The sequence below is a fragment of the Methanoculleus thermophilus genome, assembly GCF_001571405.1.
In the GTDB taxonomy this organism is placed as follows: Archaea; Halobacteriota; Methanomicrobia; order Methanomicrobiales; family Methanoculleaceae; genus Methanoculleus; species Methanoculleus thermophilus.
In genome coordinates, this window is sequence record NZ_BCNX01000006.1 from 289,374 (window position 1) to 302,110 (window position 12,737).

At 60.1% G+C, this 12,737-nt stretch carries 13 protein-coding genes; 10 read left to right on the forward strand and 3 right to left on the reverse strand.

From position 1 onward, the window contains the following. Window positions 1–52: 52 nt before the first annotated feature. From MCUTH_RS04685 to MCUTH_RS04720, 8 genes are all read left to right on the forward strand, one after another. The gene (locus MCUTH_RS04685; RefSeq protein WP_066956233.1) at window positions 53–1,054 is read left to right on the forward strand and encodes an ABC transporter permease subunit; all 1,002 of its coding nucleotides are present in this window, start codon (window positions 53–55) and stop codon (window positions 1,052–1,054) included. A 7-nt stretch (window positions 1,055–1,061) separates the two neighbouring features. Continuing rightward, window positions 1,062–2,063: an ABC transporter permease subunit gene (locus tag MCUTH_RS04690; protein WP_224732719.1), complete on the forward strand. Its 1,002-nt coding sequence runs from the start codon at window positions 1,062–1,064 to the stop codon at window positions 2,061–2,063. A gap of 194 nt (window positions 2,064–2,257) precedes the next feature. After that, the gene (locus MCUTH_RS04695) at window positions 2,258–3,301 is read left to right on the forward strand and encodes an ABC transporter permease (protein WP_083524791.1); all 1,044 of its coding nucleotides are present in this window, start codon (window positions 2,258–2,260) and stop codon (window positions 3,299–3,301) included. Window positions 3,302–3,673: 372 nt separating this feature from the next. Beyond that, window positions 3,674–4,132, forward strand: a complete 459-nt coding sequence (locus MCUTH_RS04700) for a hypothetical protein (protein WP_066956242.1) — start codon at window positions 3,674–3,676, stop codon at window positions 4,130–4,132. A gap of 74 nt (window positions 4,133–4,206) precedes the next feature. Continuing rightward, a complete protein-coding gene (locus MCUTH_RS04705) occupies window positions 4,207–5,136 on the forward strand; it encodes a YcdB/YcdC domain-containing protein (RefSeq protein WP_066956245.1) in 930 nt (309 codons plus the stop codon). A gap of 9 nt (window positions 5,137–5,145) precedes the next feature. Continuing rightward, on the forward strand, window positions 5,146–6,162 hold the full coding sequence (locus MCUTH_RS04710; protein ID WP_066956249.1) for an ABC transporter permease: 1,017 nt from the start codon (window positions 5,146–5,148) through the stop codon (window positions 6,160–6,162). Window positions 6,163–6,469: 307 nt separating this feature from the next. Further along, entirely contained in the window at window positions 6,470–7,462 is a 993-nt protein-coding gene (locus tag MCUTH_RS04715; RefSeq protein WP_161937573.1) for a YcdB/YcdC domain-containing protein, read from the forward strand. 4 nt (window positions 7,463–7,466) lie between these two features. Further along, the gene (locus tag MCUTH_RS04720; RefSeq protein ID WP_066956254.1) at window positions 7,467–8,495 is read left to right on the forward strand and encodes an ABC transporter permease; all 1,029 of its coding nucleotides are present in this window, start codon (window positions 7,467–7,469) and stop codon (window positions 8,493–8,495) included. Between the two features lie 134 nt (window positions 8,496–8,629). On the opposite strand, the gene MCUTH_RS04725 is transcribed toward MCUTH_RS04720, so the two are convergent. The 3 genes from MCUTH_RS04725 to MCUTH_RS04735 all read right to left on the reverse strand — a co-directional run bounded on the left by MCUTH_RS04725 (window position 8,630) and on the right by MCUTH_RS04735 (window position 10,178). Beyond that, window positions 8,630–8,902, reverse strand: a complete 273-nt coding sequence (locus MCUTH_RS04725; protein ID WP_066956257.1) for a type II toxin-antitoxin system RelE family toxin — start codon at window positions 8,900–8,902, stop codon at window positions 8,630–8,632. Next, a complete protein-coding gene (locus MCUTH_RS04730) occupies window positions 8,899–9,132 on the reverse strand; it encodes a DUF7557 family protein (protein WP_066956260.1) in 234 nt (77 codons plus the stop codon). The genes MCUTH_RS04725 and MCUTH_RS04730 overlap by 4 nt, the downstream gene beginning before the upstream one ends. A 116-nt stretch (window positions 9,133–9,248) precedes the next feature. Further along, a complete protein-coding gene (locus MCUTH_RS04735; protein WP_066956263.1) occupies window positions 9,249–10,178 on the reverse strand; it encodes a ribose 1,5-bisphosphate isomerase in 930 nt (309 codons plus the stop codon). A 56-nt stretch (window positions 10,179–10,234) separates the two neighbouring features. Between MCUTH_RS04735 and MCUTH_RS04740 the strand changes: the two genes are divergently transcribed. After that, the gene (locus MCUTH_RS04740) at window positions 10,235–11,107 is read left to right on the forward strand and encodes an HAD family hydrolase (protein WP_083524764.1); all 873 of its coding nucleotides are present in this window, start codon (window positions 10,235–10,237) and stop codon (window positions 11,105–11,107) included. A gap of 18 nt (window positions 11,108–11,125) precedes the next feature. Beyond that, the gene (gene atwA, locus MCUTH_RS04745) at window positions 11,126–12,736 is read left to right on the forward strand and encodes a methyl coenzyme M reductase system, component A2 (RefSeq protein WP_066956266.1); all 1,611 of its coding nucleotides are present in this window, start codon (window positions 11,126–11,128) and stop codon (window positions 12,734–12,736) included. Window position 12,737: the final 1 nt, after the last annotated feature.

A 12,737-nucleotide genomic window follows, 5' to 3' on the forward strand; every position in this document is an offset into this window, starting at 1 on the left:
AACAGCGGTCCCTTTGCCCCTTTGAATGTGAGCATATGAGCGGTGATACCCCATGCACGTAATCCGGAACAACTCCTTGACCGGAGGTGGCCTGCTGACGGTGGTGCGCAAGGAGTTTGCCGACCACCTGACGAACCGGACGTCCCTCGTCCTCGCTGTCCTGCTCCTCGTGGTCTGCGTCCTCCCGTTCCAGCAGGGCCTTGCCGGATATCGATACGCCCAGGAGGCGTACGCCGATCCTGTCATCGACGAATGGGGTTTTCACGAGCCGATGCTTGGCTTGCCGAATGCCGCCGACGTCTACTTCCCCCTCCCGGAGGCCATATCGACCGCCGGGGCGATCCTGGCGATCGCCATGGGGTTCGACCTCGTCTCGCGGGAGCGGCAGACCGGCTCACTGAAGATGCTCCTCGTCCGGCCGATCTTCCGGGACGAGGTCATCACCGGCAAGGCGCTCGGAGGCCTCCTTGCTCTGACGGCGATCATCGCCGCCGGGATTGCCGCCTCGGTGGCGGTCCTCCTCCTTGAAGGGATCGTGCCCGGCCCGGATGATCTGGTCTCGATCCTGCTCTTTTCACTTGCAACGGTTGCGTTTCTGGCGTTCTACTTCGGCCTTGCCCTGGCAATCTCGACGGTGGTTCCGCGGACGGGGAAAGCCTTTTTGTATGCACTGATTGCGTTCTTCATCTTTTCAGCCGTAATTCCGGCGGTGGGGGAGGTTACGAAGGACACCTTTGCCGGGGCTCATCCTCTCCCGGGAGCAAGCCCCTCCGAACGAGAGGAGCATCAGGCCCGGCTCGATCTGATCGAGAGTGTCGTGACGGTCTTTTCTCCGCAGTGGAACTACAAGCTGGTTGCAGCAAGCGCCCTTGAACCACGGCTCACCGCCTATTCATTCCTCGGGGGTTCCTGGGTGTTTCTCCCGGACGACGGGAGCACCCGGCCGATGGATGCCCTCGCGTGGTTCTGGCAGAACGCGCTGGTGCTCTTTCTGGCGCCGCTCGCGCTCTTTGTGCTCGCCTATATAGCGTTCCAGAGGATGGATGTCCGGTGATGCCCCGATGAGAATCGATCTTTCCCGTGTCGCGATCATCGCGCGAAAGGAGTTTGCCGACCACCTCACCGACCGGACGTTCCTCCTGGTGCTCGCGCTCTTCGGCATCCTGACCGTCCTTGCCCTGCATGACGGACTTGCCAGTTACGCGAGTTCATTGCAGTGGTATGCACTTCAGCTGGAGGCGATGAAGGCCGCCGTTCCCCCGTCGATACCGCCAAATTCCCCTTATATCCCGTCGACCATGTATATCCTCCTGGCCCCCAGGGAGAATTTTCTCCTCTTCGGCCCGGTTCTCGCGATCGCCGTGGGGTTCGACCTCATCTCCGGGGAGCGGACGACCCGCTCGCTCCGGATGCTCCTCGTCCGGCCGGTCTTCCGGGACGAGGTCATCACTGGCAAGGCCGTGGGCGGCGCCGCCGTGCTGGCGCTCGCATCCGCCGTGCCGTTCATCCTGGCGCTGGGCGCGATGCTCGTCGCCGGGTTCACCGTCACGCCTTACGCGGCGGTGATGGTGGTGCTCTTCTGGGGGGCCACGGTCCTCTACCTGCTGGCATATTTTGCCGTCGCCGTCGCGTTCTCCGGGTTTGCCGAAGACGGCGGCCGGGCGCTTGCCTGGGCGATGGCGGTCTTCATCCTCTTCTCGACGGCCGTTCCCACCGCGGCCGGGTATGCAGCCGGTCTGGCCGCCGGCCCCCTCCCCGAACCGCTCCCGGAGGACGCCCTGCCGGAGGGGATGCAGAGCTACCTGGAGGAGCAGAGCAGGTACTACGGGACGTACAACGGTGTTAGAAACGCAGTCCTGGCGCTCAGCCCAAACAGCAACTATGAAGGGATGTATGAGACGGTGGTGGAGGTTCTGGTTGACTATCATGGCGAGGACGCGGTGACTCACGCCCCCGGAGAACTGCTGGACCGGCTCTGGCAGAATGTCGTTGCCCTCGTTGCGTTCCCGGCGATCTTCCTTGCCGTAGCCTATGTGCGGTTCATGCGGATCGATCTGCGATGATAATCGGATTTTGGGTGAAAAATGACAGATATCAAACATTCTCCGATAAAGAGATGGTTTATTCGGACGAACTGGTCTCGGTTGCCCGGATTGAGATGCCCGGATGATGGTGCAGCGATCTCGATGCAGACCTCCAGTCCGCGGCGGTGCAGGACTATTACGCTCTCGTCGCTCGCTGCCAGGGGTGGCTTTCCGTGACTTCAGGCTTGTTCGTCGTGCTGCAGAAAGAGTTTGTCGACCAGTTAACCAACCGACGCTTCCTCACTATATTTGCATTGTTCCTGATCATATCCGTGATCGGCGTACACGATGGGGCAGACCAATACAACAATATGCTCGCATCGTACGCACAGCGGATGCAGTCCATCTCTTCCGATACCCAGATACCGGGATATATGCCAGAAATACCCTCGTCCCTGATAATTTTTACAAAGATGACCGATTACTTTGTGATGTTCGGGGTCTTCCTGGGCATCGCCATGGGCTTTGACCTTATATCGAAGGAAAAGGAGACACGATCACTCAGAACTCTTCTCTCCCACCCGGTGTTCAGGGATGAGATTGTGAACGGAAAAGCAATCGCCAGCGCCCTGGTACTGGCGATCGCCCTCGGTGCGACGATAGCAGTATCGGTTGCCATCCTCCTCATTATGGGCATTATTCCGACCGCCGACGAACTCTGTGCAATCCTGCTGTTCGCTGGTATATCTACGATGTTCGTCCTGACCTACTTCTCGCTTGCTCTCATGATGTCCACCGTCGCGCCGGACAGCGGAACAGCCCTCATATCCACCCTTGCAATCTTTCTGCTCCTCTCATCAGCCGTACCAATCTTAGGCTGGACGGCCGCCGAGATGATTGCCGGTTCGCCACCCACTCTTCCTGCCGATGCCCAGGGCTCTCATTACATCTCTAAAAACATCGATTCCAGTGAATTTGAGCAGTATGAGCGAGAAATGCAGTCTTACTGGGAGGGACGGGCTGCCGCATCATCTCTGATCAATTTGCTCTCTCCGAACGTCAATTACCAAAAAACTGCACTTGCTGTTACCGATCCGAAGATTGCCGTGACCATGGATAACAATCCATACTCCTTCGTTGAAGGGCCTCCGGAGACACAACCCGGCCTGGATGAAATTCTCGACAGGATCTGGGCAAATGTTGTTGCACTCATTGCTCTGCCATGTGTATTCTTCTCTGCCGCGTATGTTACGTTCATGCGGATGGACATCCGGTGACGGCAGAGATGGGCCCAACCTAGGATGCGCGCACCTCGCCTACCGCCGGTCTCCGGAGGGGATGCCGGAGCACCAGACTTCGTTGCCGGGAGAGCCATCCTTTTTTCCGATCCGAAACCTTCGGGTGCCCCGACGTTCTGATGATTGTCCTAGAAATGGTATATAGGATAACGGCTAAGTCTCCATCGGCGATACCGCATGCGGTGTCCCGCCGGGGGCCGGGAACCCCGATCGCCATCGTATCCCGGCTCCCAAAAGCGTGCCCAGAGGGCAAAAGCGTGCCCAGAGGGCAATAGGGCTGTTAGCGCTCGAAAGAGATAGCCGTTACGGTTCCGTGGTCCTCCCGGGTATGCACAAAGGAGGAATGGAACCATGAAAACGAAATCTCTTTCCGGAATCAGCGCCCTCATCGTGGCGCTGCTGGTCGTCGGCGCGATCTTCGTGCCGGCGGTGAGTGCAACGACTTCGGAGAACGCACAGGATGGCACTGCTGATACAACTACCCTGAATCAGGTTGACAGGAGAGGCGATGATTTCCTGGACTGTTATGGATGGCTCACCAAGGAGACAAACTGGATCCGATATGGTGGATGGGCGTGGTGCAGTTATCCGGCAGAGCGCCTAAACATCAAGGTCTCTCTCCGTGACCGGGCCACTGATCAGGATCTGGGCTACACCGCTTACTCGGGCGCTAACCTTGATTACATCGAAGCGCAGGATAATCTTGAAGTGCAACCACCTGCCGGAAGTTATTATACCCACACCCGGGCATGGAGTGCAGGGCCGTCTCACGACGTATTACATAACTCTCCCACAATCACCTGGCCATGAGGGAGCATGCTTATGAAAGAGACGGCCAATCTCCCCTTTTTTCTCAGGCCATTCCGCAGCTCAGGAGTTCTACCATGACAAACAAACTCACAGGCATTCTTCTCATTCTCTGCATAACGGGGGTTCTCATCGTCGCTGGTGTCTGGTTTTCCGTGACCGCCGCCGACCCTCTGCCGCCGGAACCGCCGCTCTCCCCCACCCCCGGGACGACGCCGACCGGTGACGGCATCACCGAGGCGGAAGCAAAGACGATCGCCGCTGCCGCCCTCCCTGATATCGTCCGGGCGGAGACCGCGAGGGTCCGGCTCGAACGCGGCCTCTTCGACGTCTCCGACTCCAACGCCACCCGGCAGGCCCAGGTCCGGGTCGATGCCCGGACCGGAGAGATAACCGGCTTTGTCGTCCACGTTCCGGCCCTGGCAGGCCGACCGGCCGAGCCAGTCCTCACGATGGAGGAAACGTACGGGATCGCGGAGGAGTTCCTCGCCGACCGGGGCGAGACTGCCGACCTCGCGGCCGCGGTCGGAAAGTACTACACCCCCCACAAAAACGAGCGAACCGGCGAAACGGTGGCCGGGTACTACGGTGTCGCCCTCCATCGCTCCATCAGGGGTATCCCCTGTGCCTGGAATGGCTGTTGGATTGACGTTGACGCGGTCACCGGCGAGATCCGCCGTTACGATCGGTTCTGGGACCTCGACGCGGCGCGGTGTACGGCCGATACCGAACCCGCGATCACCGCAGAGGAGGCGGAGGAGAGTGCCAGGGGCTACATCCAGGACACGTACGGGGAGCTTTCCGGACTTACCTTCCGCTCCGCGACGCTCGTCTGGGCCGACAACTCCGCCCCGGCGACGGGTGAGGTCCCGCTCGCGTGGAAGGTCTCGTTCGACGACGACTACTACCGGTCGCTGGGAACGCTGCTCACCGCCGCTGTCTTCGTCGACGCCCGGACCGGGGAAGTCCTTTCCTGCGACTACTACCGCCGCCCCGGGGCTGCCTGAGGAGGGAGCATGGAAGTCGGGCGCATCTTCACCATCGCCGGGAAGGAGTTTGCCGATGCCCTGCGGGGCAGAAAGTTCCTCCTCATCTTGGGCATCTTCCTCGCCATCGCGTTTGTCGGGGCGATGCTGGGACTTCAGAATTACGCCTCGAATCTTGAGATCTACACGAAGGCTTTGAGGCTGGGAGCCGATTTCTCGCCTCACTGGAGTATCCGGCCGACGATCCTCTACGTCTTCATGCGGATGGGAGAGACTGTCTCGATCCTTGGTGCAGTGCTCGGGATCGCCATGGGGTTCGACCTCATCTCCGGTGAGCGGGAGGAAGGATCCTTAAAGGTGCTCCTCGCCCGGCCGGTCTTCCGGGACGAGATCATCACCGGCAAGGTCCTCGGCGGCGCGATGATCCTTGCGCTTGCGACCGGCCTTGCCCTCACGATCACCCTCGCCCTCCTCCTCATGGCCGGCCACCTGCCGCTCCTCAGGGAGTTCTGGCTGATCCTCGTCTTTGGGGCGGTCACGTTCCTTTACCTGTTCGGCTGCTTCGGGATCGGGCTTGCGATGTCGGCCGTCTCCCGCCGGAGCGGGGAAGCACTCCTCTTCTCCCTCTCGGCCTTCTTCATCCTCTCGCTCGTCGTTCCGGCCGCCGGAGCGGCCGTCGCCGATCTGGTCGTCGGGAAGACTCCGGAAGCGCCGCAGATCGTCGACGAGAAAGACCTGGATCTCTGGTATGCCTACCAGGAAGAATTCGATCAGCACTTCACCCTGCGAGCGAGTATCGTCCAGGTGGCAAACCTCTTCTCACCGGAGTGGAATTACAAGGAGATCACGCAAGCGGTCACCAAACCCAACTTCTACCTGATCACGCACGGCCCTGCCGACGACTCCTTCTACTACCCGGCCGACGCGGAGCCGGAGTTCGGTGTGATCCTCGGCTACCTCTGGACCAGTATCGTCGCCCTCCTGCTCATCCCTGTTCTTTTCCTCGGTTTTGCCTATGCCAGGTTCCTCCGAATCGACCTCCGATGATCTCGATCCGCGGGCTTCCCAGGAACCCGGCAAACCGCCGGGTTCTGTGACCTCCGGGGCTTGTTGGACTTTCTGCACGCGCTGGCAAACTTTCATCTACTACTCCGGCTGCAGGCGACCGGGTACGCGCACTCTGCCTGCAGCCGGTTACCCGGCTTGGATGTCGAAGCAGCGCGCTCCGATGACAGATGAGCTCGTTCTTTCCCTGGGCCGAGAGCCTTCGAATGCCCGGATAAATCGGTGTTTGTCACAGAAAAGGTATATGAGAGAACGTCGACGCCTCGATTAGGAAAAGTGCATGAGTAACATGACTCTCAACAAAACCAGTTGCACCCTCGTGACGGTGCTTCTCCTCCTGGCCTGTGCGGCAGCATCGGCGGGGTGTACCGGGACGAATGCGGATGAAAACGGATCGGCTGCACCGACGTCGCCGGAAGCGACAGCGTCACCCGGGGCGACACCGGCCCAACCGTCGTCAGGCGGCTTGCTCGGTGAGGAAGAAGCGCGTTCGCTTGCCGTGGCCGCACTGGAGCGGGAGATGCCCGGCATCCGGATCGAACGGATGGTTGCCGAACCGTACGATGTGCAGACCTATGGCGACGTCTGGCGGTTCCGGGTGAAAGCGGAAGACGACCCCGACCTGGAAGGCGATATCAGTGTATGGATCGATGCCGCCGACGGGGAGATGGTGTACTTCCTGGATGGCCGTGACTATTATCGGCCTGCCGATCCCTCAGTCACGATCGAGGCGGCGGAGGAGATTGCCAATGCGTATCTCCGGGAGCGAAAAGAGAGTTCGGACGTCGTGAAGACCGTCGCTGTACTCTCTACGGTAGATACACCGCTGGGTTCGCGAAACGGTCCGTACCATTTCGTGTATCAGCGCTCGATCGACGGCGTCCTCTGCCTGTACGATGGGGTTACCCTTGATATTGATTCGATCGACGGCCGCGTTGTTTCCTATCATAAAGCCTGGAGAGTATCGGACAACGACACTACGGCCGATCCGGACCCTTCGATCACCGAGGACGCGGCGCAAGAGCGGGTTCTGGCGTATCTCAATGACACGTACGGCACGGATCCCGGCGAGATCGTTATCCGGGCGACCGAGTTGCGATGGTACGATCTGGCTGCACGGCAACGCCGGTCGCAGGAACCGGTCTCGGTACCTCTTGCCTGGCGCATCGAGTTCGACGACGAACGGTACCGGTCGCAGGACCCACCGCGAACCACCACGGTATGGATCGACGCGCATTCGGGGGAAATTCTCAGTGCTGCATATGACAACCTGAGGAGGTAGTCTGGTGGAACACGACGGGACGGCAGACCGGGTATCCGTTCCGCACCGCCTGCTCTTCGTGGCAGGGAAAGAGTTTGCCGACCACCTGTCGAGCCGGCGGTTCATCCTTGTCCTTCTTCTCTTCCTGATCCTCTGCTCCGTCTCCCTCTTTGAGGGCATCGAGGTATACAGCGCGAGGCTTGCGGCATACTCGGGCGCTACGGGCGGCTGGGTGTCGCCGGTGAAGCCCTCCATCCTTGATGTCTTCCGCAGCCTCTCCTCGCAGATCAGGAACTACGGACCGCTGCTGGCGATCGCGATCGGGTTCGACTTGGTCACGCGGGAACGCTGGTCGGGTTCGCTCAAAACCCTTCTCACCCGTCCGGTCTTTCGGGACGAGATCATCACCGGGAAAGCGATTGGGGGATTCGCCGCCCTGGCACTGGCGATGAGCATCGCGGTTCTCATCGCGCTCGCCCTGCTCCTGCTCTCTGCAATCGTCCCTTCGCCTGACGAACTCGGTGCGATCCTGGTCTTCTGGCTCGTTTCGCTGGTGTACCTCTTCACGTTCTTCTCGGCCGCTCTCCTCGCCTCGTCGGTCGTTGCCGAGAGTGGGAGCGCTCTTGTCTGGTCGCTGGTCGCTATCTTCGTCTTCTCCTCCGTCGTACCGATGGCCGGTGGCATTCTTACCGATGCGACTGCCGGAACGCCTCCGGCTGCGGTGAATACGAGCGACCCGCACTTCACCGAGGAGGTGTGGCTGCAGTACCGGGAAGAGCTGCGATCCTTCGAAGAGCACCGGAACCGTATCGCAATGACCGTCAATCTGCTCTCGCCGCAAAGGAATTACCAGGAGCTCTCGATAGCGATCACCTCCCCATGGATCTCGATGTGGGTCATCCCTGATCCTTTCGCCTTGCGGACAGAGGTCCCGCTCCCCGATCTTCCCGGCCTGATCGCTCTCGTCTGGCAGCCGATCGTGACCATGCTTGCGTTTCCGGCGGTCTTCTTCGGAGCGGCATACGCCCGGTTCCTGCGGATAGACCTGCGGTGACGACAACGGCTCCAGATATGCCCCTGTGCAGCGAGCTGCGGCACCCCTGTCTGGATGGAACCGGTATCCGGGAAGGGTACTGAAGCCTCCCTGCGCCCTGAGCAGCCCGCCGCCCTCCTGCAGAGAGCCCTCGCTTAGAACCTTCGATAAACCCTGCTCCGATGTCCGACCGTGATAACATGGATCACCAGGAGGTCATCTATGATCGAGAGGATCGCCCGGTAATCCCCGAGCCGGAGAGAGTAGAGTGGGGGGCTATTCGGGCTCTTCAGTTTTTTTAAATGCTTCTTCGGGTCGGTCTCGCCGGCGAGCGATGCAAGTTCCTCGCCTATCTGGACTGCTATGGGTCGTGGAATGCTCTTGAAATCATGACGGGCCGCCGCGGTGATGACCACACGGTAGGTCATTCCTCCTTCAGCTCCGCCATGACCTCCTCAAGGGTGTAGACTCTCCCGGCCCTGATATCCTCAAGCGATCGCTCGATCTGGCGGATCGTCTCCTCACTGAGCGGCTCCTCGTCGACTGCCATATCTGCCAGGCGCTCGATAACCTCGTTATATGATTCCCGGGGATGGACTTTCAAGGCGTTGAGCCTGTCCCTGAGTTCTACGTCGATCTTGATGGTGGTGCTCGTCATACCCAGGTATACTCAAGTTTACCCAATGAAGGTTTGCATGGGCGGCTGTCATGCGGCTCCCTGGAGGAGCGTTTGGGGGTGCCGGGATTGTTACCGAGGGGGCGATGTGGTCTCCCTCACCGCAGCTCCTCGACCTTCCACCCCAGGTAATCCCGGATCACCGTGAACGCGAGCTCCGGCGGGATCGCCCCCTGCTCGGTCACGATCAGGTCGATGTAGTCCGCGGGCGTCACGTCGAAAGCAGGGTTTCGGACCCGAACAAACGGGAGTTTCTCCGCCACCTCCCTGGGGAGCACCTCGGCAGGATCGCGTTCCTCGATCTCGATCAGTTCCCCGAGGATCGTCCGCGGCGCGAACTTATAGGTCTCCGCCGCCACGATGACGTTCGTCCGGGCCTCGTGTGCGGCAAGCGCGATCTGGGCGGTCCCGATCTTGTTCACCACCGCGCCGTTCGCCGCGATCGCGTCGGCGCCGACGAAGACCAGGTCGACATCGTTGATGAAGTAGCGGACCGCCGAGTCGACGATATAGTTCGTGCGGATCCCGGCGTCGTTTAGGGTCTTGATCGTGAGGAGCCCCTGGCCCCGCGGCCGGACCTCCGTCGCGTAGACCTCGATATCCTTTCCCTGGCGGTGTGCTTCGAGGATGCACCCGAGCGCCGCCTCCGAGTTGCAGTGGGTCATGAGGACGTCGCCGTCGGAGATGTGGCGTGCCCCGATCTCGGCTATCCGCTCGATTGCGTGCTCCGAGTGCTCGATGAACTCCGCAGCCCGGGCAAGAACCGCCGCCCGCCCCTCTTCCACGGACCCAAATGAGTCGAGCGCCCGCATTACGCTCTTTACAGCGTTCGGCAGCGAAACGGCCGTCGGACGGGTCGCTATGAGGATCCCGGCCGCCTTCTGCATCTCGCTCTTGAACGTCTCCGGGTCGGATATGTTGAGATTTTTCGCGTAATCGGCGAGCGCCTCCACCGCGGCCCGGGCGATCCTGCCGGCGCCCCGAATCTCCATATTCTTTATGCTTGCTGCGGTCTCACTCAGTAACATAGTTCTTCATTCAAGAGACGACCAGAGACTACATAGACTTAATCGACGTGAGATGTATGTCGGTAGCCGTTGTTTTTGATAGTGCAGGCACACTTCTCCGGACCTATCGTGTAGCGCGTGACGTCCTCCACGACGAGATGCTGATCGACGTCGAGACCACGACCCTCACCTTCGGTGCCGAGGGGAGGGTGCTCGTTGTCCTCCATCTCCATTCACGGGACGTCATGGGGGCACCGCCCGACCAGCTCCTCTCCGAGTTCTTCCATGAAAGGTCGGTCGGGTTCGGAGTGGCCTGTTCCCGGCGTGTCATCCCCGCCGAGGATGTCGCGGAAATCCTCTACAGCGATAAGACCGCCCAGGTGAGCGATCTCCAGGCCTGCATCAGGGAGGTCTGGAGTTGCTGCAAGAGAGAGTCGATCGTCACAATGAACAGCGGCGTGATCCTGAACATGGACCTCTCCGGCATCGAGTTTACGGTCACCACCGGGGGGAGGCCCTTTAGCGGTGCAAAAGAGACCATCAGCACGCTGCACCGGATGGGTGTCCCCGTATACATAGCGTCCGGTGACCGTGTCGCGAAACTCGAACGGATGGGCGACTATCTGGGTATTCCCCGGGAGCGGGTCTATGGCGTCGCCACACCCTCGATGAAGGCCCGGATCGTGGAAGACCTTAAAGAGCGGTACAGTAAGGTCGTCATGGTAGGGGATGCCATCAACGATCTGAACGCCTTCCGGAAGGCCGACCTTGCACTGCTGACCGAGCAGCAGTCCGACCGGAAACCCGAGATCCTGTATTCAAGCGTCGATATGGTGATCCGCAACGTCAGCGAGGTGCCCGGTATCGTGGCCGAACTCCTTAAGGATATCGCGGCGGCCGAGAAAAAGTGCAATAATATAAACTCTAATATGATCCCACGAGAAGATTAGTTTAGCGAGGAGCTCAAGATGACCCCACTTATTACTGTAAAGGACCTCTGCATGGAGTTCGACGGGACCGTTGTGCTCAAGAATATTAATTTTGAGGTGGCAGAGGGGGAAACAGTCGGCATTATCGGAAGGAGCGGGGCCGGCAAGACAGTTCTTATGCACCTTATGCGGGGAGTGGATCAGCCCCCGTCGGGGGGCTCGATCGTCTATCACGTTGTCACCTGTGAGGGTTGCGACTACATCGGCGTGCCGAGTGAGGCCGGGAAACAGTGCCCCGTCTGCGGCGGCGAATTAAAACCGCTCGATGTCGACTTCTGGGCGGAGGAGAACGCCCAGATGAAGCGGCGGATCATGCGCAGAACCGCCATCATGTTCCAGCGGACGTTTGCACTCTATGGCGACGATCGGGTGATCGAGAACGTCCTGCGGGCGCTTGACGATATCGGCTACCCTCCGGAGAAAGCGGTCAGCAGGGCCGCTGACCTCATCGATCAGGTCCGGCTCTCCCACCGGATGATGCACATCGCCCGCGATCTCTCCGGCGGCGAGAAGCAGCGGGTGGTACTCGCCCGACAACTTGCAAAGAACCCGTTCCTGCTCTTTGCGGATGAGCCGACCGGGACGCTCGATCCGGAGACCGCCACCCTTGTCCACCGGATGCTCATCGAGAGCGCCGAGGCGAACGATATGGCGATGGTGATCACGTCGCACTTCTCAAGCGTCATAAGAGACGTCGCAGATCGTGCAATATTCCTTGAGAATGGGGAGATTAAGGCCATCGGTGCTCCTGATGATATTATCGGCCGGTTCATGGAGAACTACAGCGACGCCGAGCAGCACGAGATCGGAGAGGTCGGCGAGAAGATCCTGGTCGCTCGAGACGTCGTCAAGCGTTATCTCTCGGTCGACCGCGGCGTGGTTCGGGCAGTCAACGGTGTCTCCTTCGACGTCAATGAGAAGGAGATCTTCGGGATCATCGGCAAGAGCGGTGCGGGCAAGACGACTCTCTCGCGGATCATATCAGGGATCCTTGAGCCCACGAGCGGCGAGATGAACATCCGGATCGGCGACGACTGGATCGATATGACCAAACCCGGGATAGCGAACCGCGGCCGGGCAAAAGGCTATATCGGTCTCCTCCATCAGGAGTACGATCTCTACCCGCACAGGACGGTCCTTGACAACCTGACCGACGCAATAGGCCTAGAGTTCCCAAAAGAACTCGCGATGAGAAAGGCGATCATCACCCTCGGGATGGCCGGCTTCACTCCCGAAAAGAGCAAAGAGATCCTGGACCGATACCCCGATCAGCTCTCCCAGGGTGAGAAACACCGGGTGGCTCTCGCACAGGTTCTCATCCGTGAGCCCCTGCTGGTCGTCCTCGACGAACCGACCGGCACGATGGACCCCATCACGAAGATCGACGTGAAACACTCGATCTTGCATGCCCGTGAGGAGATGGACGAGACATTTATCGTGATCTCGCACGATATGGAGTTTGTGCGAGACATCTGTGACCGCGTGGCTCTCATGCGGGGAGGCAAAATCATCAAGATGGGTCCGACGGAGGAGGTGCTTGCCCACCTCACCGAGGATGAGCGAAAAGTGATGGGGGCAGGTGCTCCCTGAG